Genomic DNA, 24,409 nt, shown 5'->3' on the forward strand with positions numbered 1-24,409 from the left:
ATCTATGAAAAACAGTAAAAGATATCCTTGGATCGTTGTAGGCTTGTTATGGTTTGTGGCACTCCTGAATTATATGGACCGTCAGATCTTATCAACCATGCGACCTGCAATGGCCATCGATATTTTGGAATTGGAAAGTGCTGCGGTATTTGGTAACCTGATGGCTGTATTTCTTTGGATATATGGTTTTATGAGTCCTGTAGCGGGAATTGTTGCCGATAAGTGGAACCGGAAATGGTTGATCGTAGGGAGTTTGTTTGTATGGTCGGCAGTTACCCTAGCGATGGGCTATGCTGATACTTATGAGCAACTGTATGCCCTACGGGCGATTATGGGCGTCAGTGAAGCCTTGTATATTCCAGCGGGACTTTCATTGATTGCGGATTACCATTCGGATAAGTCAAGGTCCTTAGCTGTAGGGATCCACATGACCGGTTTTTATTTTGGACAGGCATTAGGCGGTTTTGGTGCCACCGTTGCGGCATCCTATTCCTGGCATTATACCTTTATCCTGTTTGGATTGATCGGAATCATCTATTCCGTCGTCCTTATTCTATTTTTACATGAAACGGATCATCGATCTGATGCCAAGAAGTTAGTGGAAAACAAGGTTCCCCTGTTAAAAGGGCTTTCCATGTTGTTTTCCAATATTGCTTTCTGGGTCATCCTATTATATTTTGCTGTTCCAAGCCTTCCGGGCTGGGCAACCAAGAATTGGCTACCTACCTTATTCTCGGAGAACCTGCATATCCCTATGGAAAAAGCAGGTCCATTGGCAACCATTACCATAGCCCTTTCCTCATTCTTTGGGGTAATCCTTGGAGGAATTATTTCCGATAAATGGATTCAAAAGAATGTGCGCGGAAGGATCTATACCAGCGCCATAGGATTGGCATCGACCATTCCGGCGGTAATATTGATTGGATATGGACACAGTGTCTTTGCAATCGTTGCTGCAGGCCTGATGTTCGGCTTTGGTTTTGGGATGTTTGATGCCAATAATATGCCCATCCTTTGTCAGTTTGTATCTTCAAAATACAGGGCAACGGCCTATGGGATCATGAATATGGTTGGTGTCTTTGCAGGTGCTTATATCACGAAGATTCTTGGTGCCTCTGCAGATGAAGGACAATTGGGAAGTGATTTTGCATTATTGGCGGGAATTGTGTTGATCGTATTGATCATTCAATTGGCCGTATTAAAACCGAAGGGAAATGAGGCTATCGATTAAAGTACTTTTCTTATTTATTCTATCGTTCAACTTTCTTTTTGCCCAACAAAAGAAGAGGGTGGCCTGTATTGGTGATTCAGTGACTAAAGGCTCTAATTTAGCCAAAGGGAAAACCTATCCGGATCAATTGCAGCAGTTACTGGGCGATGATTATGAAGTACGCAATTTTGGGAGAAATGGTGCAACTCTACTGGAAAAAGGGCATAACCCTTATCTGAAATCAGAGGAACTGGAGGCTGCGCTAGCCTTTAAACCTGATTTGGTTGTCATTAACTTAGGCTTGAATGATACAGATCCAAGAAATTGGCCTAATTACCAAATGGACTTTCAACGGAACTATAATAAACTGATCTCTCTTTTTAAAAACGGAAATCCGAAGGTGGAAGTTTATGTATGTGAAAACACACCAATTTTTAGTGGACATCCTCGATTCCTTTCAGGAACTCGAGATTGGTACTGGGATATCAAGAGAGAAATACGCGCTGTAGCGGTGAGACATTTCCACAAGCTCGTTTATCTCTATCCGCCCTTAGCTTTTCGTATCGATCTATTTGATGATTATCTACACCCATCGGAGCAAGGTGCCGAAATTATTGCAAAGACCATTTTCGATGTAATAGTTCCTGTAAGGCAGAAGCTTTCCGTACATGAAAGTATAGGTTCGCATATGGTATTGCAACGGGATCAAACTAATCGAATAACAGGCAAAGCGAATGCTAAACAGGCTGTATTTATTGAAATGAATGGAGGAACTTACTTATCCCCTGCTAACTCCGAAGGGGAGTGGAGAATTGATATTTATGACATACCTGCTGGTGGACCATATAAGATGAAAATTTTTACGGATCAGGATACGATCATCTTAGAAGATATATTGTTTGGCGATGTGTTTTTAGCATCAGGGCAGTCCAATATGGCTTTCCCGTTAAAGGATGCCAATGGATCAAAAGAATTGATTAAGGAGGCTTCCAAACACGATAATATTCGAATTTTTAATAACAAGGTCCTTAAGGAAACAAATAATGAAGAGTGGGATGAGGCTACTTTAAAGAAAGTAAATGACCTGGAATATTTCTCTGGGAACTGGGAAAAGCTAACAGCAGAAAATGCCGCCAACTTTTCAGCGATTGCCTACAGTTTTGCAATAGAATTACAAAAGGAAACGCAGGTTCCGATTGGCATCATTGAACTTGCCGTGGGCGGTTCGAATACCGAGTCTTGGATTCCGAGAAGAAGCTTGGAGAACGATCCGCTTTTGGCGACTTATATCCATCAGTGGCGGAAATCCGATTTCATTCAGGATTTCTGTAGAAGCAGAGCTGAGGTTAATCTGAAGAAATCCATGGTCAAGAACCAAAGACATCCCTATGAACCGGCCTATAATTTTGAAGCAGGTTACAATAAGTGGAAGGATGCTTCATTAAAGGGGGTTCTATGGTATCAGGGGGAAAGTAATGCCCATAACGTTGAACTACATGAGCATCTATTCAAGACTTTAATAGCTTCTTGGAGAGAGAATTATAAGCCCTTTTTCGGTAAACGGGAAAGGTTGCCATTCTATACGGTTCAGCTTTCCAGTATAGATAGGCCCTCTTGGCCAAAATTCAGGGATAGCCAAAGAAAGCTCAGCAATGAATTGAAGGATGTCTATATGGCTGTCAGTTCTGATCTAGGTGATTCCTTGGATGTACACCCTAGAGAGAAGTTAATCATTGGAAAACGATTGGCTAATCTGGTCTTGAAGCATGAATTTGGAAAGGATAATAATTCGGATAGCCCGCAACCTATTTATTCTTATGAAAATGAAGATATACATGAAATAAGGTTCAGTCATGCCAAGCAATTAAAGGTAATGGGATCAAAAGAAGTTACAGGTTTTCAGGCTAAAGATGAAAACGGAAATTTGGTAGATCTCAAGGTCGTGGAAATAAAAGGGAATTCGGTTTTCCTGGAAAATCCTAGAGGTTTAATGGAGATATATTATGGATACAAGCCTTTTTCAAGGGCAAATTTAGCGAATGAGGAAGGAGTGCCTGTTTCCACATTTTCGATTAAAAGATAAAAAAGAATGTACAATAACGAAGAGTTAACTGAATTAGCAGATTTTTATAAAGATCAATTGGTCAATGATACGGTTCCTTTTTGGTTTCCGCGATCATTTGATCATGAGTTTGGTGGGTACCTATTGATGCGAGATCAAGATGGTTCCCTGATTGATACCGATAAGGCCGTTTGGATACAAGGCCGTGCTTGTTGGTTGCTTTCTACCCTTTATAACACGGTGGAACCAAGGGAAGAATGGTTGGAAGGCGCGCGCTTAGGCTATGAATTTTTGAAAAATAAATGTTTTGATGCAGCAGGGAAAATGTATTTCCACGTTGATCAGGAAGGCAATCCAATCCGTATGCGTCGATATTTTTTCTCGGAAACCTTTGCCGTGATTGCCAGTGCTGCCTACGCAAAAGCTTCAGGTGATGAGGAAGCTGCGCAATTAGCCCGTAATCTATTTGGGATATGTTTGGAATATGCCAGTGGAGAACGAAAAATGGAACCTAAGTTTGAGGAAACTCGACCAAGCCGCGGAATAGGAATCCCGATGATCATGTGCAATACCGCTCAGCAATTAAGGGAGACCATTGGCGACCCTCGATGTGAAGATGCGATTACAAATTGGATCCAAGAGATAGAACAGTATTTTGTGAAGGATGATATCCGCTGTGTGATGGAGCAGGTAGCTCCTGATGGTAGTATCATCGATCATATTGATGGAAGAACACTCAATCCGGGGCATGCCATTGAGGGTGCTTGGTTTATTCTGCATGAAGCTGTTCATAGAAATATGGATGAGAAATTGATAAACCTTGGATTGCGGATGCTGGATTATATGTGGGAAAGAGGTTGGGATAAGGAATTTGGAGGTATTCTGTATTTTAGGGATGTCTATAATAAACCTGTCCAAGAATATTGGCAGGACATGAAATTTTGGTGGCCGCAGAACGAAGCTATCATTGCTACCTTATTGGCGTATCTGATAACCAAGGATGAGAAATATGCTAGCATGCACAAGCAGATCCATGAATATGCCTATACTCATTTCCACGATAAAGAACATGGGGAATGGTACGGTTATTTACATCGTGATGGGGGAATAGCCCAAACCGCTAAAGGGAACCTGTTTAAAGGTCCATTCCATTTGCCTAGGCAAGAATGGTACTGTTGGTCCATTATCAATCAATTTAAGAAAAAGGACAATTATGAATAGGATAGCCCATTATATTTTATTGTTGTTGAACTTTTTCGCTGTCGATAGCTTGAACGCTCAAGAGGCTTTGATTCCAATGCCTCAAGATGTGCAGTGGTCGGAAAATAAACTGGACCTATCCAAAGGGGTTCATCTTGAAATTGGCAAATCCATTGAAAAGAATGAGGTCAACCTGCTTAAAAATTTATTAGAAGGTCAATCGATAAACATTTCTAAGAATAAGAAATTACCTTCAATTTCATTGAAGATAATTTCAAGTCTGGAAGGTATACAATCTGATGAAGGTTATACTCTGCAAATTGATTCCCAGGGAATCCAAATCAAAGCTTTATCTAGTAAAGGGATTTTCTACGCTCTGCAGACTTTAGGACAAATGGACTTTCATGAGAAGCAAGTAGCTCTAGTGAAAATCAAGGACCAGCCTGCATATTCCTTTAGGGGATTCTTGCTGGATGTGGGTAGAAATTACCAACCGGTGGCGATGTTGAAAGAGCAGATCGATGTGATGGCGAAGTATAAGCTTAATGTTCTGCATTTCCATTTCACGGAGGATATTGCTTGGCGCTTGGAAAGTAAAAAATATCCTGGTCTCACAGCTGCGGAGAACATGACCCGATGGGCTGGGAAATATTATACGGTTGCGGAGTTTCAGGAGTTGATCGATTACTGTCAGGAAAGGCATATTTTATTTTTGCCTGAGATTGATATGCCAGGACATTCAGCTGCATTTGAGCGTTTCTTTAAGGTCAATATGCAGAGTGAAGAAGGTATTGTATACATCAAGGAATTGCTTAAGGAGTTTGCTGATACCTTTCCTACGCTCAAGCATCTGCATATAGGTGGGGATGAGGTAAAGATTAGTAATAAGCAGTTTATGCCGGAAATCACGAAATATGTGGAATCATTGGGCTTCAAAACTTACGGCTGGGATCCGGGAAGTAATCTGGAATCATCCACCGTTCGTCAAATGTGGATGGGCGGTCCAAAAGCTATAGATCCTAAAACTACACTTCAGTATTTAGACTCCAAGCATCTTTATATCAACCATATGGATCCTTTGGAGACTGTGACAACCTTGTTTTTCCGAAGGTTTGCTGAACAGGAAAAGGAAAGCTCGCAACTTCCTGGAGCCATTCTATGTTCATGGCCAGACCGTGCAGTTGAAAAACCAGAGGATATGTTCCTGCAAAGTGCTATCTATCCTGGGATGATAACATTTGCAGAAAGAATATGGCGTGGAGGCGGTGAATTAGGTTGGAAGGCATTTCTTCCAGAAAGAAAAACGGAAGCATTCCAAGAATTTGCAGCATTTGAGAAGAGACTCTTGTCCCATAAATCGAAATATTTCGCCAACCTTCCTTTCCCATATCAGCAACAGACTGGAATGTTCTGGGAAATGATCGGACCTTTTGATAATAATGGCGAATTAGCGAAAGAGTTCCCTATTGAAAAGGAACCATTTGGGGAACAATATGCTGTTTATAAGAACCAAGTCGGAGGGACCATCGTTTTGAGACATTGGTGGGCTGATATTATTCCCGGAGTTGTTGAATCGCCTAAACCCAACAGTACTTTTTATGAAAGAACAAGGATCTGGAGTGATAAAGCCGAAGAAAAAGAATTCTGGATCGGTTTTGCAAACCTTTCGCGGTCTTATGCCAGTGATTCGCCGGCAGAAGGTACATGGGATGACCTGCAAAGCCAGGTTTTGGTCAATGGAATAAAAATCCCAGCGCCGAAATGGAATCATCCTGGTCAGAAAGGGGAGCTAGAGCTGCCATTGACGGATGAAGGCTATTCTTTTAGGGAACCCACCAAGATCCAGATGGAGGAAGGATGGAATGAGATATTAATCAAGTTGCCAGTCGGAGATTTTAAGGGCAAGGATTGGCAGAATCCAACGAAATGGATGTTTACTTTTATCCCTTATCAATAGAAATCAATACACACTATATATGAAAAAACTATTTTTATCAGTATTTGCCGCATGCTTAATATCAGCAGTTTCAGCTCAGGAAACCGTAGTTTTCCGCTCAGGAGAGGATGGTTATGCCAGCTATAGGATTCCAGCCATTATCAAGAACAAGAATGGAGACCTGATAGCATTTTCGGAAGGTCGTGTGGACCATGCCGGAGATTATGGCAATGTGGATATCGTTTATAAGATCAGTCAGGACCAAGGAAAGACTTGGGGGAAACTGAATGTTGCAGCTGATTATGATAAGCTTCAGGCTGGAAATGTAGCGCCGGTGTTGGATATGACGGATCCAGCTTATCCAGCTGGAAGGATATTTCTTTTTTATAATACAGGGAACAACCACGAAGGCGAAGTGAGGAAAGGCAAAGGCTTGCGTGAAGTCTGGTACATCACTTCTACGGATGGTGCAAAAACTTGGTCTGAACCCGTGAATATCACGACCCAGACCCACAGACCAAATCAGCCACAGGTTAATTCCGCCTATACCTTTACAGAAGACTGGAGAACTTATGCCAATACGCCTGGACATGGATTTCAGTTTGTGTCAGGTCCTAATAAGGGAAGGATTTACATTGCTGCCAACCACAGTGCTGGAGATCCTAGTGCACAGGGTAAGGACTGGAATGCACATGCTTTCTATTCGGATGACCATGGAAAGACCTTTAAGTTGAGCCAGAATGTACCTTATCCAGGAACTAATGAATCTACTGCTGCTCAGGTTGGAGATAATGAGGTCTATATGAGTTCCAGGAATCAGCAGTTGAATCCAAAGCAACGTGTTATTTCCGTTTCGAATGATGGCGGTGAAACTTGGCAGAGTTCTGCTCCAGACCCTAATCTTCCAGACCCGATCAACCAAGGTTCGGTATTGTCCTGGAAGAAAGGGAAGAATTTCGTGCTGGCTCATATCAATGCAGCAGATGAAAAGAATAGGGATAACCTAACCTTGAGGCTTTCAAAGGATAAAGGGAAGACCTGGTATTTTACAAAATTGATTGCTAAGGCGCCTGAAGGATATAAAGGAGCCTATTCAGCCTATTCGGACATCGTCCTGATGAAACCTAAGTTGGTCGGTATTCTGTATGAAAAAGACAATTATAAAGACATTGTCTTCCTAACGGAAAAGATCAAATAAAGGAAAACCCTAAGCCCATAAAGCTTAGGGTTTTCTTTTTTTATTCCCTTAATTCTCAGAAAATTCCTGTAAATTGAACTTTATCTACTTGTTTAACCTGTTTAAACTCAATCAAATTATGTTTCTGAAAAGTGTGGTCTATATAAAAACATTGATCAGTGTGCCTTCGGTCCGCAATTCAATGCTCATGTCTGTTTTATTACTTTCAGCTTCTGTTCTTGATTCTTGTGCAAGGAAAAACTCTGTGGTTACAAGCCAAAAAAATGATACCTATCAGAATCCGGTATTTGAACCTGTGCTCGCTGACCCTACGGTAATCCAAGATCCTAAAACAAAACTATTCTATGCTTATGGCACCCAAGATAATTGGGATGATGGTAAGGGCTCTCGTCTTGTTCCAATCTTGGAGTCCAAGGATATGGTGAACTGGTCCTATGTGGGGCCTGCTTTTGACACTAAGCCTAATTGGAAAGAGGCCGGTGGTATTTGGGCACCAGATATCAATATTGTAGATGGAAAGTATTACCTCTATTACTCCTTTTCAACTTGGGGCGATAAGAACCCTGGTTTGGGATTGGCTATTTCGGATTCTCCAAAGGGGCCTTTTATAGATCAAGGGAAATTGCTTGATTCTGAATCTGCCAATGTGCCTAATTCAATTGATCCCTTTTTTATGGAGGATAATGGCAAGAAATATATATTCTGGGGAAGTTTCTCCGATAGTCCTGAACAGGGCACATTTGCGCTGGAGTTAACCTCTGATGGGAAAAAGGTGTTAACTGGGAAAAAGCATAAAATAGCTGCCGGTGATTATGAAGCCGTGACCATCTATAAGAAAGATGGCTATTTCTATTTCTTGGGTTCTAAGGGTAGTTGCTGTGAGGGTGCAAATAGTAAGTATCATGTGCTGACAGCAAGATCCAAGAATTTGTTGGGACCCTATCTCGATAAAGAGGGACGAGATATCAAGGAAAGAAATCATGGTAGCCTAATCTTGGAAGGTTCGGATTCCATAGTTGGCCCTGGGCATACTTCAGGGATCATCAAGGATGCTAAAGGTAAGGATTGGATTTTCTACCATGCGATTGATAAGACCAATGGAAAGTTGGGGAATGGAACAAGCAGAAGGATGTTGATGTTGGATCCGCTGAACTGGAAAGAGGGTTGGCCACTGATCGGTACAGGAAAACCAGAAAGAAATAAAACTCAAAAACCTATTATTTAATTCTTAGAGATGAACATACGATTATTGCTATTAGGATTGTCATTCCTGTTGTGCCTGCAAGGTAAGGCCCAGGAATTACCGGGGAATCCACTGTCAGTTGCTTTAGGGGATCCTTATATCATCTTTGATGAGCAGAGCGACCTTTATTATTTATATGGAACAGGGGGTACAAAGAACGGTTTTGTGGTTTATTCTTCCAAGGACCTAAAGGATTGGAAAAATGAAGGTGTAATCTACAATAACCAACAGGAAAAATCATGGGGAACCAAAGACTTTTGGGCTCCTGAGGTTTATAAATGGGATGATAAGTTCTATTTATTCTACAGTGCCCATTGGAAAGAAAATCCAAATAATGAACTTGAAAACTATAAAATCGGCGTTGCGGTATCGGATAATCCAACCGGTCCTTTTGTGGATATAGAATCGCATCCGCTTTTTGATCCTGGCTATCCCATTATTGATGCCAATGTCTATGTAGCGGAGGATGGCAAGAAATATCTTTATTATTCCAGATGTTGTTACAAACATCCCGTGGAATCAGAGATCGCAGATTGGGCAAAAAAGAATGGCATTTATGATGAGATTGAGGAGAGTTGGGTTTACGGAATTGAGTTAAAACCAGATTTGAGTGGGGTAATCGGTAAGCCTCGCCTTTTGTTGAAGCCACCAGTGAAAATGGACGATAAGCAGGCAGAATGGGAAAGCCGTTCTGTCCATAATAAGGAAATCAATCGCCGTTGGACCGAGGGGTCCTATTTGTTCAAGCATAATGGTCTTTTTTATATGATGTATTCTGCGAATCACTATGCAGGGCCATATTATGCCGTGGGTTATGCCACCTCAGAAAGTCCTTTAGGGCCGTTTGTGAAATCGGAGTTTAATCCGGTATTGGAAAAGAACAGCGAAAAGGGAGGTGATGTGACAGGTACGGGCCATAATTCTGTGTTTGTAGGTAAGGATGGCAAAATGTACTGTGTCTACCATGGCAGGACCACCAAAACCGGAAATGACAGGGTTGTTTTTATTGATCCCATAGAAATAGATTCTAAGGGTGTGTTAAAAGTACACGGACCCACTACAATTAATTGATGGAATTTGTATCTTAGGAAAACTAATTTAAGCGCAACCTATGCCCAACTTTGCTATAAATGATGTTCCTCACAGGCGTTTGAACCTGTTGACAGGTGAAAGTATCCTTGTTTCTCCCCATCGCAGTAAGCGACCTTGGCAGGGGCAAGTGGAAGATTTACCTGCCGACAATAGGCCTGAATATGACCCAAATTGTTACCTCTGCCCAAGAAATTCAAGAGCTGATGGAAGTGTAAATCCAGATTACAAAGAGAGTTTTGTGTTCGTGAATGACTTTTCTGCATTATTGAAAGATTCCGAGGAAGGGGAGATGAATGAGGAAGGCCTTTTGGTAGCTGAAACGGAAAGAGGGATATGCAAAGTGATCGCTTTTACGCCGCAGCATGACTTGACCTTACCAGAAATGGATATCCCAGCAATCAGGAAGGTAGTCGATGTGTGGCAAAGCGAATTTGCTTCTTTGGCAGCAAACGATTGGATTAAATACATACAGATCTTTGAAAATAAGGGTTCCATCATGGGCTGCAGCAACCCCCATCCGCATGGACAGATTTGGGCCGAGAGTAAACTCCCTATGGAAATCCAAAAAGAAGAGAAGCAACAAAAGGAATATTTCGAAAAAAATGGTCATTCCTTGCTTTCTGATTACCTAGCCTTGGAGCTCAAGAAAAAGGAAAGGATCATTGTTGATAATGATCATTTCGTCGCCCTGGTGCCATTCTGGGCAGCATGGCCATTTGAAACCTTGGTCATCAGCAAAAGACAGGTAAAGGACATCAGGGAATTTACCGATGATGAAAAAACCGATCTCGCCAAAACCTTACAAGAACTAACCATCCGTTACGATAATATCTTTTCTACTTCTTTTCCATATTCTGCAGGCATGCATCAAGCGCCAGTAAATAGTGGAAATCAAGATTTTTGGCATTGGCATATGCATTTTTACCCGCCTTTGTTGCGTTCCGCCACAGTAAAGAAATTCATGGTCGGATATGAAATGTTAGCCAATCCGCAACGCGATATTACAGCTGAAAAAGCTGCAGAAATAATCAGAAATCAATCCACAGTACATTATAAATCGAATACCAAATGATTGACAGAGACCAAATTAGTGCTAGGTTTAAGGAATTGTATGGAACAGAGCCTACATTAGTTTCGAAATCCCCAGGAAGGATCAATATCATCGGGGAACATACCGACTACAACGAAGGCTTCGTCCTTCCAACTGCTATTGACAAAGCTGTCTATGTTGCGCTTTCCAAACGAGAGGATTCGGAGATACATTTATACGCTGAAGACTTTAAAGAGAGCTATACAGTTGAATTAGACAAGGTAGCTCCTTCCGATAAAGGGTGGCCTAATTATATATTAGGCGTGGTTAATCAATTAAAATTAAGAGGATTGGAACTTTCAGGTTTTAACCTTTATATCGATGGGGATATCCCTGTTGGTGCGGGATTATCATCTTCTGCTGCCGTTGAATGTGCAACGGGTTATGGATTGAATGAATTGTTCAGACTAGGCTTGGATAAAGTCAGTATTGCCAAGATCGGTCAACTTGCAGAGCATACCTATGCTGGCGTAAAGTGTGGAATCATGGATCAATTTGCCTCGGTACTCAGCAAGGCAAACCATGTAGTTCGCCTGGATTGTCGGGATCTCACTTATACCTATGTCCCTTTGGAATTGGGGGAATACGAAATCGTATTGTTAAATACCAATGTAAAGCATTCTTTGGCCTCCTCTGCATATAATGATAGAAGGTATTCCTGTGAGCATGCTGTTACCTTGGTCCAAAAGAAACATGCTGATGTGAAGAGCTTAAGAGATGTTGATATAGCAATGTTGGATGAATTGGTCATGCCGTTTGATCTGGATAGTTATATCAAAGCAAAGTTTGTAGTAGAAGAAAATGAAAGGCTAGCGAAAGCCTGTGCAGCCATGGAAAATGGTGATATCGTAGAAATGGGCAAGCAGATGTTCCGTGCGCATGAAGGTTTGAGCAAGGAATATGAAGTAAGCTGTAAAGAATTGGACTTTCTAGTGGAGAAAGCGAAGGACTTCCCTGAAGTACTTGGAGCGAGAATGATGGGAGGAGGATTCGGTGGCTGTACGATCAATATCGTCAAAAAAGGATTCGGACAGCAGCTTGTTGATGCGCTTGCACCGGCCTATAAAACAGAGTTTAACCTTGAGTTGACACCTATTTTCGTAAAAACCGATAATGGCTCAGAATTAGTATATTAGAATCAATTATAAACAGAAAATGAAAAGATCAATCCTTAAACTTATGCTAGCGTGCGGCCTAATTACGGCTGTGGCATGCCAGCAAAATAGTAAGCAAGAAAGCAGTCAGTCCACTGATTCAAGCAGCAATGCTGTTACAACCTTAGACTCCAGTTCTTTCACGGAAAAAATCGATGGGAAAGAAGCCAAGCTTTACATGCTAAAGAATTCTTCCGGTGCCAAGGCTTATTTTACGAACTTTGGGGCCAGGATTGTTTCTCTACAGGTTCCTGATAAGAATGGAACACTGACTGACGTGGTATTGGGCTTCAATAAAGCTTCTGATTATAACAACCCTAAAGAACCATTTTTCGGACCTATCGTTGGACCATTTGGCAACCGTATTGCCAAAGGTAAGTTTACCCTAGATGGGGAAACCTTTACCCTTCCGACCAATAATGGTGCTAATACCCTTCATGGTGGATTAAAAGGAGTTCATTTTGCAAATTGGGAGGTGAAATCTGCCAATGATAAAGCCATTACCTTTGCATATACCCTTCCAGATAAACAAGAAGGTTTTCCTGGTCCTATCCATATCGAGGTTACCTATAGTCTTTCTGATAACAATGAATTGGCCATCGCTTACAAAGCAACCGCTGACAAGAAAACTGTAGTGAACTTTACAAACCATGCTTATTTCAATCTAAACGGTGAAGGTAGTGGAACCATTACTGAACATACCTTAAAGCTATATGCGGATAAATTTACGCCAGTAGATAGCACGCTGATCCCCACTGGAGAGTTGAAGGACGTGAAAGGTACTCCATTCGATTTTACAGTGTCCAAAACTATCGGTAAGGATATTCAACAAGAGGATGAGCAATTGAAATTCGGAAAAGGATATGACCATAATTGGGTTCTTAGCGGAACTAAAGTGGATGGATTAAACCATGCTGCCACGTTAACTGGAGATAAAACAGGGATCGTGATGGATGTGTATACCGAAGAGCCAGGAATTCAGTTCTACAGTGGGAACTTTATGGCAGATAATGTAACCCTAAAAAATGGTGTAAAGGATAGCTTCCGTACCGGTTTATGCTTGGAAACACAACATTTCCCAGATTCCCCAAACCAACCGAACTTCCCTTCAACAACCTTGAAACCAGGAGATACCTATACAAGCAAATCTATTTATAAGTTTACGACTAATTAATATCAATGGAAACCAAAGACTATATTGTATTCCTGTGTTACTTCATCATTGTTGCAGGATATGGACTTTACATTTATTATAAGAAGAAATCGGCCTCTGGAGACTCCAAGGACTACTTCCTAGCCGAAGGATCTTTGACCTGGTGGGCAATTGGAGCCTCATTGATCGCATCCAACATCTCCGCTGAGCAATTCATCGGGATGAGTGGTTCGGGCTTTAAGATCGGTCTTGCCATTGCTACCTATGAATGGATGGCAGCGGTGACCTTGGTGGTAGTCGCGGTTTTCTTTCTACCGGTCTATCTCAAGAACAAGATCTTTACGATGCCGCAGTTCCTGAATCAGCGGTATAACGGCACTGTAGCCATGATCATGGCTGTTTTCTGGTTGCTATTGTATATCGTTGTCAATTTGACCTCCATCTTATTCTTAGGGGCATTGGCGGTGTCCAGTATATCAGGGTTAGATTTCCAAGTCTGTATGATCGGCTTAGCGATTTTCGCTATTTTCATCACGCTAGGGGGAATGAAAGTAATTGGATATACTGATGTTATCCAAGTATTCTTCCTGATCTTAGGTGGATTGGCGACGACTTATCTTGCCTTAAACTTGGTGTCTGACCATTTCGGTGGTGGTGGCGTTTTAGATGGACTTGGAATTGTTCATAACAAAGCCCAAGACCATTTCCATATGATCCTAAAACCAGATAATCCGAATTACATCGATCTTCCTGGCCTTTCCGTTCTGATCGGGGGTATGTGGATTATCAACCTAAACTACTGGGGCTGTAACCAATACATCACGCAACGTGCATTAGGTGCGGATCTTCCAACAGCAAGAAACGGTCTGTTATTCGCTGCTGGATTAAAGTTATTGATGCCTTTAATCGTTGTATTGCCAGGTATTGCCGCCTTCGTACTTTATAATGATGGTCTATTCCAACAAGAAATGTTAGCTGGTGGAGAGCTGAATCCAGATAGAGCCTATCCGGTACTATTGAATCTATTGCCAACAGGATTGAAAGGCTTGTCTTTTGCGGCCTTGACTGCTGCGGTGGTAGCCTCATTGGCGGGAAAAGCAAACTCAGTGGCAACGATCTTTACCTTGGATATCTATAAAAAGATCTTCGACAAAGATGCTTCTGAAAAGAAATTAGTAAATGTAGGAAAGATCACTATTGTGGTTTCCATGATCTTGGCCATCTTTATCGCTCCATATTTAGGGATTGATAAAAAAGGCGGATTCCAATACATCCAGGAATATACCGGATTTGTTTCTCCAGGGGTATTTGCCATGTTCCTTTTAGGGTTTTTCTGGAAGAAAACGACTTCAAATGCAGCACTATTTGCAACCATCGTTGGTTTCTTGCTGTCGATCGTATTGAAATTCCTTCCAGGTTATATGGATCTTTCATTCTTGGCTTCAACAGGATTTGCAATCCCTGTGGATGGCGTTTATGAAATCCCATTCATCGATAGAATTGGATTCGTATTCATATTCTGTCTAATCGGGATGTACATTATCTCTATGTACGAGCACAAAAAAGGCGTGGTTACACACGGACTTGAGATAGATGCTACCATGTTCAAAACAAAAACTGGCTTTGCAGTAGGTGCCTTGATTGTTATCGGTATCACCGCAGCGCTTTATACCATATTCTGGTAATAACTAAAGCTAGAAGAGGAAAAGACCTCTTCTAGCTTTTTTCATAATTAACCCAACCCTACCATTATGAGAAGCTTTCTGATTTGTTCAGCGGGACTGTTATTTTCCGCGAGCCTTTGGGCACAAAGCCCTTCACAAAAGATTTATCCGATTAATTTTTCAAAGGTTGCCATAGAAGATAACTTCTGGTCACCCCAATTGGAAAAGGTCGCCAATGCTACCATAGATGCCTGTGTAACCTATACCGAGGACAAAACGGGACGCATCCGGAATTTTGAGAAGGTGGCTCAGGGTTCAGGCAAGCACGAGGGGATCTATTATGATGATTCCGATGTCTATAAAGCGATTGAAGCCATCGCCTATTCCTTGAAGAACTATCCAGACAAAGAACTAGAAGCCAATACAGATGTATGGATCGATAAAATAGCCGCAGCTCAACAGCCTGATGGATATTTAAATACCTATTACACCCTAAATGGCCTTCAGGATCGCTGGAAAGATATGGAAAGGCATGAGGATTATTGTGCTGGTCATCTAATCGAAGCGGGTATAGCCTATTATAATACAACTGGTAAGGATAAATTGCTGAAGGTAGCAACAAAGTTTGCAGACCATATCGACAATTATTTTCGGGTTCCCAATAAGCCATGGGTATCGGGACATGAGGGAATTGAATTGGCCTTGATGAAATTATATCATCATACCAATGAGAAGCGTTATTTACAATTGGCAGACTGGTTTGTTGAACAGAGAGGAAGGGGACATGGCGTAGGCAAGATCTGGGATGAATGGAAAGACCCTGAATATGCCCAAGATGATATTCCTGTTCGCGATCAAAGAAAAATAACGGGGCATGCCGTACGAGCTATGTATTTATATACAGGGGTTGCGGATATAGCTTCTGAAACAAAGGATGCAGGTTATGTCAAGACCATGGATGCCATTTGGGATGACGTAATCAACAAGCACTATTATATCACCGGCGGAATTGGAGCCCAAGGTTCCAATGAAGGGTTCGGAAAACCCTATGACCTTCCGAATGAATCCGCCTATTGCGAAACCTGTGCTTCCGTAGGGATGGTTTTCTGGAACCAGCGGATGAACATGCTTTCTGCACAGGCAAAATACATCGATGTACTGGAAAGGACGCTGTACAATGCCGCTATCGATGGCATCAGCCTTTCTGGCAATCGTTTTTTCTATGGCAATCCATTGGCTTCGGATGGAAATTACGAACGTAGCGAATGGTTCGGAACCGCCTGCTGTCCATCCAATATCGCAAGGTTGGTATCTTCCTTAGGTTCCTATATCTACAGTCGCTCGGCAACAGACCTCTATGTCAATCTATTCGTAGGCAGTGAGACAACAGTAGACCTAAATAAAAACGAGGTCTTTGTGAAACAGTCCGGCAATTATCCGTGGAACGGACAGGTCAGTATAGAGGTAAGTCCTAAGAAAGCGAAGGAATTTGCAGTCTTTGTTCGTATTCCAGGATGGTTAAAAGAACCCGTTCCAAGTTCATTATATCATTATAAAAACGGCAAAACCAATAACTATTCGGTAACTGTCAATGGAAAGCCTGTAAATGCAGCTGTGGAAGATGGATATTTAAAGATCGATAGAAAGTGGAAAAAGGGGGATAAGATTGATATGCAACTGAATATGGAGGTGCAACGGATCGTGTCTTCCGATGAATTGAAGCAGAACCAGAACCGTATTGCCCTACAATATGGTCCTATTGTATATGCCGTGGAAGATGTGGATAACCCGAACGCAAAGAATGGACTGTTCATTCCTGAGAACACCCAGTTTCAAGTAAACTACAAACCTGATTTATTGGGGGGGACAAATGTTATCCAGTTCAAAGCCCCTGTTGTAGCTATTGATCAGGCAAGCAATCAGGTATTACAACAAGAGAAAGAAATTACGGCAATCCCTTACTTCCTTTGGAACAATAGGGGTAAGAGTGCCATGCAGGTCTGGATACCTGAAAAATTAACATCCGTAAGGATCGACTAAAATAGAAGAAGCGGGTTTTGCCCGCTTCTTCTATTTGATATCCTCGAGTGCATGTTCAAAATCTGCAATCAGATCATCGATATGTTCTATTCCTACAGAAATTCGAAGCATGCCATTGCTTATTCCGGAAACTGATTTTTGTGTTTTATCATGATGTGAACCCCACATGCTGGCCGGGTGGACCACCAAGGATTCCACGCCGCCCAAACTGGCCGCATTGGCAAATACCTCCAATTTGTTTATTGCCGATTGCGCATTTTTATAGGCCTCGTCCTCATTAGCCCCCACAACTTCTATACAGAGCATGCCCGTTCCACCGCGCATCTGCTTTTTGACCAAATCATACTGGGGATGCGAAGGAAGCCCCACATATCCGGTATGTTTTATGGCCGGGTGGTTTTCAAAGTATTCAGCCAAAGCCAAGGCATTGCTATTTATCTGTTTTACGCGCATGGATAGCGTCTTAAGGCCTCTCAAGAGTAACCAAGAGTCGAAAGGACTCAGGGATCCCCCAAGCATCAAGGACCTTTTCCAGACCCTTTCAATAAAGGATTTGCTTCCACAGACCACTCCTGCAGTAAGGTCACTGTGGCCTCCCAAATATTTGGTCGCTGAATGAACCACGACATCAATTCCAAACTCCGTAGGCGTTTGATTGATGGGTGAGGCAAAGGTATTGTCAGCCATCGTGGTCAGCTGATGCTTCTTCCCTAAATAAGCGATAAACTTCAGATCGGTGACATCTAAGTTCGGATTCGAAGGGGTTTCAACGTAGATTAATATTGTGTTCGCTTGGATTGCCTTTTCGAAGGCTGTATTGTCTTTCTGGTCCACATGGGTTACTTCCACTCCATATTCGGTCAAGAAGTCCTTAAAAAAGAGCATAGCGCCAGAATATAATGAGTTTTGGGTTACAACATGATCTCCTGACTTGACCACCGATAAAATGGCCGTGCTGATAGCCGCCATCCCAGTTGCCAAAACCAAGGCATCTTCCGTCTTCTCCAAACTTGCCACAATGGCCGCTGCTTGGGAGTTGGTTGGATTGCCATGTCGATGATAAAAATTAGGGTTCTTCGTTTCTGTAGCAGAAATGATATAATTCTTCAAATCTTCATCTGCAAAATAGGTAGATGTCTGATAAATGGGTGTTACAACAGCTTTACTGCTGTTAAATTCCTGGCCTTTATGGATGAGGTCGGTTTCTAAATGAGCCATAGTAGGTTGGGTTTAAAAAATAAAGGACTGAAAATTAAAAAAATAACTTGTAAATACTTAATTTCAGCAACGAATTATTTTAAATTATTAAATCCTAATTAACCTCAAATACTATGAAAAAAATACTGGCCGTCCTGGCTTGTTTTATTTCCACACTTTCTTTTGCGCAAATCAAATCTCCCGCCGAATACCTAGGCTATCAAGTGGGAACAAAAGTGACGCCGCATTGGAAGGTTTTGGAATATTATCAGTATGTGGCAGATCAGGTTCCAAATCAAGTAAAAGTGGAATCTTATGGTGAAACACCTGAAGGTAGACCTTTAAAGGTTTTCTATATTTCCTCTGCCCAAAACATCGGAAACCTTGAAAACATCCGAACAAACAACCTTAAGCTTGCCCATGCCATCCAAGGCGAAGGCAGCAGCAGTTCCCCAGCCATTGTCTGGATCAGCAATAACATCCATGGCAATGAAACTTCATCGATCGAAGCTTCCATGATGACCCTGTTTGAATTGGTAAATCCAAAAAACAGCAAGACCAAAGGTTGGTTAGACAATACCTTGGTCATCATAGACCCATGTTTGAACCCAGACGGTACTGAACGTTATAACAATTGGTACAATGGTACCGTAGGCATCAAGTACAATCCTGAAATCTATGCTAGAGAGCATCGCGAACCATGGCCAGGCGGTCGATATAATCATTATTATTTCGATATGAACCGCGACTGGGCATGGCAAACACAAAAGGAAAGTACATTCCGTGCGGCGATCTACAACAAATGGTTGCCACATATCCATGCCGATTTCCATGAGCAGGGGATCAACTCACCGTATTATTTCCCGCCAGCTGCAGAACCTTTCCACGAGGTGATTACGCCTTGGCAACGTGAGTTTCAAACGACCATTGGTAAACATAATGCAAAGTATTTTGATTCCAAAGGCTGGTTATACTTCACTAAGGAGCGTTTTGACTTGTTTTACCCTTCCTATGGCGATACTTATCCCATCTATTCCGGAGCTATCGGTATGACCTTTGAAAAAGCCGGTAATGGATCTGCAGGTTTGGGAGTCTATACCGATGAAAAGGATACCCTGACTTTGGTGGACCGAGCTATCCAGCATCATGCCTCAGGCATGAACATCGTAGAAGTGGTTTCCCAGAATGCTGCAAAGGTCGTTTCTGAATTCAAGAAATTCGGAGATGATGCTGCTGCCGGTAAACTGTCTTCATATCAAACCTATGTGATCAAGTACGACTCTTCCCGAGATAAAACCATGCGTGCATTAATAGAACTGTTGGACAAGAATAAAATCAATTATTATTCGTCCTCAGGTTCTGTAAAGGGCTTTGATTATTTCAGCAAAAAAGAACAGAACCATAGTCTGAGCGAAAAGGACTTGGTTATCCCGGGCAATCAATCCAAAGCTGCATTGATACGCGTGCTGTTTGAACCGGAAGCGAAATTGACGGATTCCATCACCTACGATATTACCGCTTGGTCCTTACCTTATGTCTATGGCCTTCCAGCTATGGCATCCCAAGCAAAAATAAGCAACCTTAATCCGTATCAACTGGAAACCATCAGCAACAGCGTGGGTTCCAATTTTGGTTATGCGGTAAAATGGGATGGCTTCTCATCTGCCAAATTATTGGCGGCATTGTTACGCCATAAGATCACGGTTAAAGTTTCCGATCAGAGCTTCAAGATTGGTTCCGATGAATTTCCAAAAGGATCACTTTTGGTAATGAAAAATGGCAATAAACAGGCGAATGTAGAAAAGATCCTAAAGGAAGAAGCAGATAAGCTACAAGTGAGGATGTATGCTTTCCAATCTGGAATCGTAGAAGGCGGAAAAGATTTGGGAAGTTCCGATGTGAAGACCATCAAGGCTCCAAAGGTGATGATGATGGCAGGTGAAGGCCTTAGAGCGACCAATGTGGGCGAGGTGTGGCATTTCTTCGATCAACAATTACAGTATCCAATAATCCTGATCAATCCTACTGATTTTGCAAGAGTAGATTGGGATGAAGTCGATGTCTTCATCATGCCGAATGGCAATTATTCTTTCCTAAAAGATAAAGCGCAGAGCGAGGAATTTGCAACCTGGATCAGAAAAGGAGGAAAGGTCATTGCATTGGAAAGTGCCGTAAGTCAATTGGCTGCCCAACCTTGGTCTGAATTGAAAACGGTAAAACAAGATACCTCTGCAAAAGCAAAACTTAACCCATTGAAGAAATATGGAGACCGTGAAAGAGGTGCAATGGAAAATTATACCTCTGGAGCCATATTCAAACTGACTTTTGACAACTCACATCCTTTGATGTTCGGTATTAAAGATTACTTCACCCTGAAACAGGATGACAATCTCTTTCAATATTTTGAACAGGGCAAAGGTTGGAATGTGGGCTATATCACTGAAAACTCTAAGATGAGCGGCTTTGTCGGTCATAACCTCAATAAGAAGCTTAAGAATGGAATGGTCTTCGCGACCCAGAACCTTGGTAGAGGTTCTGTCATCTATTTGACGGACAATGTATTGTTCCGTAACTTTTGGGAAAGCGGAAAGCTGGTCATGGCCAATGCAACTTTCTTAACGGTTGAGTAAAAAATACCCAATGTCGGGGATTGTATCATGTCCTAATGTGATTTACTTTTGGGTAACCACATTAGGACATTTTATGAATTCGCATTCAAAAAGAAAATCAAAAAGGAAGGATAGATTAATACCCCTATTAAAATTCATTGCTGGATACTTTGTATTCCTGTATAGGATAGCTATTCGCCCTTAAGGCAATATTATCGCATCTGTTTCAACAATTCAATAGCATATTCAATACTGTTTACATTATTGATTGCTATACGCAATTGGCCTTTGACCTCCTTCATATTGGAGTTGCTGGCATGTTGCTGCACAAAGCCCAAAACCTTTCCAAAACTGTCCGATTGGTAATAACTTGATTTCGGATTGTTTACAAAATAGCCCTTCAGCACATGTTTTTTATAGGATATTTTCTCCAAACCAATTTCCTTACCCAACCATTGTAATCTAAGGGTATTAAACAGTTCAAAGACCGGCTCAGGTATTGGACCGAATCGGTCAATCAGTTCCTTCTCAAATTTCTGTAACTGCCCTTCATCCTTCAACTTCGATATATCGTTGTACAGATTGTATCGTTCAGATACGTTGGTCACATATTCATCAGGAATCATGACTTCCAGATCGGTATCTATCTGCGTGAAGCTCACATATTTTCTGTTTTCCTCATCTGCAAACAGTTCACCGAACTCATCATCCTTCAATTCCTGCACGGCTTCATCCAAGATCTTGTTGTACATTTCAAAACCGATCTCCGCGATGAATCCCGACTGTTCAGCACCTAGCAGGTTACCGGAACCACGAATATCCAAATCACGCATGGCAACATTGAAGCCCGAACCCAATTCGGAGAACTCTTCAATAGCTGATAATCGTTTGTAAGCTTCGCTGGTCAGGGTAGACAGCGGTGGACTCAGAAGATAACAGAAGGCCTTCTTATTTGACCTCCCTACACGACCACGCATCTGGTGAAGGTCACTCAAACCAAACATATGGGCCTGATTGATTATAATGGTATTGGCATTAGGGATGTCCAAACCTGCTTCAATAATGGTCGTCGCAATCAACACATCGTATTCATGGTTGATGAACTTCAGCATTACATCTTCCAAGTCATCTCCTTCCAGTTGTCCATGGGCAATTCCAACCCGTGCACCTGGCACCAATTTACGGATCAGCATACCCAACTGCGGTAGATCCGCCACCCGATTATGGATGAAGAAAACCTGTCCGCCACGATCGATCTCGAAGCTTACTGACTCTTGGATCAAACTCTCGTTAAAGACATGTAATTCCGTTTGTACAGGTTGCCTGTTTGGCGGAGGGGTAGAGATAATGCTCAAATCCCGAGCTCCCATGAGGGAGAAGTGTAAGGTTCTCGGAATCGGCGTCGCTGTTAAGGTCAGGGAATCCACATTGGCCCGCATCACCTTTAACTTCTCTTTCACTGAAACGCCAAATTTTTGCTCCTCATCGATGATCATCAAGCCTAGATCCTTGAACTTAACATCCTTGCTTACCAAACGATGGGTACCAATAATGATATCTATTTTTCCTTCTTCTAATTTCTTAAGTGTCTCTTTGATCTGCTTGCTGGTTTTGAAACGATTGATATAATCAATGTTTGCCGGCATACCTTTCAATCTTTCAGAGAAAGTACGGTAATGTTGCAGCGCTAAGATGGTGGTTGGTACCAATACGGCAACTTGCTTGCTATCAGCTACCGCCTTAAAAGCTGCACGGATGGCAACTTCGGTCTTACCAAAACCTACGTCGCCACAGACCAACCTATCCATTGGATGCGGTGATTCCATGTCCTTTTTCAGGTCAGCAGTTGCCTTTTCCTGATCGGGAGTATCTTCATAGATAAAGGAGGCTTCCAATTCCCTTTGCAAATAGGTGTCCGGACTGAAAGCATTTCCCGTCTGGGCTTTACGCTTTGCATACAGCATGATCAAGTCTCGGGCTATATCCTTAACCTTTTTCTTGGTGGTCCTCTTAAGTTTCTCCCAAGCATCTGTTCCCAATTTATTCATCTTTGGAACTGTTCCTTCCTTACCAGAATACTTGGATATGCGGTTTAAGGAGTTGATGTTGACATACAGTAAATCATTGTCTGCATAGACCAGACGGATCATTTCCTGGCTCTTGCCATTTACATCTACCTTTTCCAGACCTGCGTATTTACCTACACCGTGGTCTATATGCGTAATGTAATCACCGGGCTTTAGTTCGCTCAATTCCTTCAGGGTGATTGCTTGCGAACGTTCATAGCCCTTTCTACGTTTATATTTATAGTAACGATCAAAGATCTGGTGGTCGGTATAACAGGCCACTTTCAGCTTATCATCCCTGAAGCCTTCCCTTAGTGCCTTGTAGATAGGGGTAAAGGTTACGGTCTTGTCAAGGTCGTCCAATATGGCATAGATGCGTTCGATCTGTTTGCTGGAATCTGAAAAAATGTAATTATGGATCGCATGTTTTTCATTTTCCTTGAAATTATGGATCAGCAGGTTGAAGTCCTTGTTGAATGAAGGTTGCGGATGTGTGTCAAAACTGAACTCTTCATCCGGTTTATAGAAAAATTGCTTCCCAAATTCTACCAATGCATACTCAAAGAGCATGGCATTGAAGTTTTTGTCATCGGTAAAGGTGAATCTCGGATCTACCCAGTCTGGGTTATCCTTGATGTCCTTTTCGGTCAATGCCTTCCAATATTTAGAAGCTTTTTTATATCCGTCCTGAATAATGTCCAATGTAAACTGAACATCCTTGATCCAGATGATGGAATCCTTCTCTATATATTCCAATAAAGAGATATGATTATTGCTCAGGAACTTTGCTTGAACATTTGGAACAATGGTTACTGAATTGATCTTATTTACGGAAAGTTGAGATTCAATCTCGAAGGTCCTGATACTATCGATTTCATCGCCAAAGAACTCAATCCGATAGGGGAGGTCATTTGAAAAGGAGAATATATCCACGATCCCACCACGGATAGCAAACTGTCCGGGCTCATAAACAAAATCAACGCGTTCAAAATCATATTCATAGAGGAACTCATTGATGAAATCAATGCTCAGTTTGGTTCCCACTCGTATTTCCAACGTGTTTTTCTCGAGATCCTGTTTGTTGATGACCTTTTCCGAAATCGCTTCAGGATAGGTCACCACAATTTTTGGTAATTCAGAATTGCGGTTCAGTGAACTCAGCGTTTCTGCACGTTGCAGCACATTGGCGCTATCCAAGATGGTGAAATCAAAGGCCTTCCTGTAAGATGCAGGAAAGAACAGGATTTGATTATCAAATAAACTTTCCAGGTCACTCAAGAAATAGGATGCCTCTTCATGTGTCGGTAGAATAAAAACATTCAATCGCTTTTCTATCTGATAGCTTGCCGCAGCCAGCATAGCATCTGCCGACCCTACTAATCCCTTGACATGGATCTTCGGTTTGCCGTTCTGGATACTGCTTGTAAATCGCTTGACTTGTTCGGATAGGATGTATTTATCTAATATTTCTTGGATGTTCACGCTAGTATATTTT

15 protein-coding genes are annotated in these 24,409 nt (G+C 41.9%); 13 read left to right on the plus strand and 2 right to left on the minus strand.

Annotation, left to right across the window (positions count from 1 at the left end; translation table 11 throughout):
• Window positions 1–4: 4 nt before the first annotated feature.
• The 12 genes from NLF99_RS13095 (at window position 5) to NLF99_RS13150 (ending at window position 17,042) form a co-directional block, all read left to right on the plus strand.
• Window positions 5–1,231, plus strand: coding sequence for an MFS transporter (locus NLF99_RS13095; protein ID WP_254528840.1), 1,227 nt, complete (start codon window positions 5–7; stop codon window positions 1,229–1,231).
• Window positions 1,215–3,293, plus strand: coding sequence for a GDSL-type esterase/lipase family protein (locus tag NLF99_RS13100; protein WP_254528842.1), 2,079 nt, complete (start codon window positions 1,215–1,217; stop codon window positions 3,291–3,293). The genes NLF99_RS13095 and NLF99_RS13100 overlap by 17 nt, the downstream gene beginning before the upstream one ends.
• Window positions 3,294–3,299: 6 nt before the next feature.
• Window positions 3,300–4,493 carry an AGE family epimerase/isomerase gene (locus NLF99_RS13105; RefSeq protein WP_254528844.1) on the plus strand — a complete coding sequence of 398 codons (1,194 nt, stop codon included), beginning with the start codon at window positions 3,300–3,302 and terminating at the stop codon, window positions 4,491–4,493.
• Window positions 4,486–6,429, plus strand: a complete 1,944-nt coding sequence (locus NLF99_RS13110) for a family 20 glycosylhydrolase (RefSeq protein WP_254528846.1) — start codon at window positions 4,486–4,488, stop codon at window positions 6,427–6,429. Before NLF99_RS13105 ends, NLF99_RS13110 begins: the two co-directional genes overlap by 8 nt.
• Window positions 6,430–6,448: 19 nt before the next feature.
• Window positions 6,449–7,606 (plus strand): exo-alpha-sialidase, encoded by a 1,158-nt coding sequence (locus NLF99_RS13115; protein ID WP_254528847.1) that lies wholly within the window; start codon window positions 6,449–6,451, stop codon window positions 7,604–7,606.
• 118 nt (window positions 7,607–7,724) lie between these two features.
• Entirely contained in the window at window positions 7,725–8,831 is a 1,107-nt protein-coding gene (locus NLF99_RS13120) for a family 43 glycosylhydrolase (RefSeq protein WP_254528848.1), read from the plus strand.
• A 9-nt stretch (window positions 8,832–8,840) separates the two neighbouring features.
• Window positions 8,841–9,920 carry a glycoside hydrolase family 43 protein gene (locus tag NLF99_RS13125; protein WP_254528849.1) on the plus strand — a complete coding sequence of 360 codons (1,080 nt, stop codon included), beginning with the start codon at window positions 8,841–8,843 and terminating at the stop codon, window positions 9,918–9,920.
• A 40-nt stretch (window positions 9,921–9,960) separates the two neighbouring features.
• Complete coding sequence (locus NLF99_RS13130) at window positions 9,961–11,013, plus strand: UDP-glucose--hexose-1-phosphate uridylyltransferase (RefSeq protein WP_254528850.1); 1,053 nt, start codon at window positions 9,961–9,963, stop codon at window positions 11,011–11,013.
• Window positions 11,010–12,167 carry a galactokinase gene (galK, locus tag NLF99_RS13135; protein ID WP_254528851.1) on the plus strand — a complete coding sequence of 386 codons (1,158 nt, stop codon included), beginning with the start codon at window positions 11,010–11,012 and terminating at the stop codon, window positions 12,165–12,167. Before NLF99_RS13130 ends, galK begins: the two co-directional genes overlap by 4 nt.
• A gap of 19 nt (window positions 12,168–12,186) precedes the next feature.
• Entirely contained in the window at window positions 12,187–13,359 is a 1,173-nt protein-coding gene (locus NLF99_RS13140) for an aldose epimerase family protein (protein WP_254528852.1), read from the plus strand.
• A gap of 5 nt (window positions 13,360–13,364) precedes the next feature.
• Window positions 13,365–15,023 carry a sodium/sugar symporter gene (locus NLF99_RS13145; protein ID WP_254528853.1) on the plus strand — a complete coding sequence of 553 codons (1,659 nt, stop codon included), beginning with the start codon at window positions 13,365–13,367 and terminating at the stop codon, window positions 15,021–15,023.
• Between the two features lie 66 nt (window positions 15,024–15,089).
• A complete protein-coding gene (locus NLF99_RS13150; RefSeq protein WP_254528855.1) occupies window positions 15,090–17,042 on the plus strand; it encodes a glycoside hydrolase family 127 protein in 1,953 nt (650 codons plus the stop codon).
• A gap of 30 nt (window positions 17,043–17,072) precedes the next feature.
• On the opposite strand, the gene NLF99_RS13155 is transcribed toward NLF99_RS13150, so the two are convergent.
• Window positions 17,073–18,260, minus strand: coding sequence for a PLP-dependent aspartate aminotransferase family protein (locus NLF99_RS13155; RefSeq protein WP_254528857.1), 1,188 nt, complete (start codon window positions 18,258–18,260; stop codon window positions 17,073–17,075).
• Window positions 18,261–18,373: 113 nt separating this feature from the next.
• Between NLF99_RS13155 and NLF99_RS13160 the strand changes: the two genes are divergently transcribed.
• Window positions 18,374–20,869 carry a M14 metallopeptidase family protein gene (locus NLF99_RS13160; RefSeq protein WP_254528859.1) on the plus strand — a complete coding sequence of 832 codons (2,496 nt, stop codon included), beginning with the start codon at window positions 18,374–18,376 and terminating at the stop codon, window positions 20,867–20,869.
• A 191-nt stretch (window positions 20,870–21,060) separates the two neighbouring features.
• Here NLF99_RS13160 and mfd read toward each other — a convergent pair whose 3' ends face one another.
• A complete protein-coding gene (mfd, locus tag NLF99_RS13165) occupies window positions 21,061–24,396 on the minus strand; it encodes a transcription-repair coupling factor (RefSeq protein WP_254528861.1) in 3,336 nt (1,111 codons plus the stop codon).
• Window positions 24,397–24,409 lie beyond the last annotated feature (13 nt).

It is taken from the genome of Sphingobacterium sp. LZ11T8 (assembly GCF_024261425.1).
Lineage (GTDB): Bacteria > Bacteroidota > Bacteroidia > Sphingobacteriales > Sphingobacteriaceae > Sphingobacterium.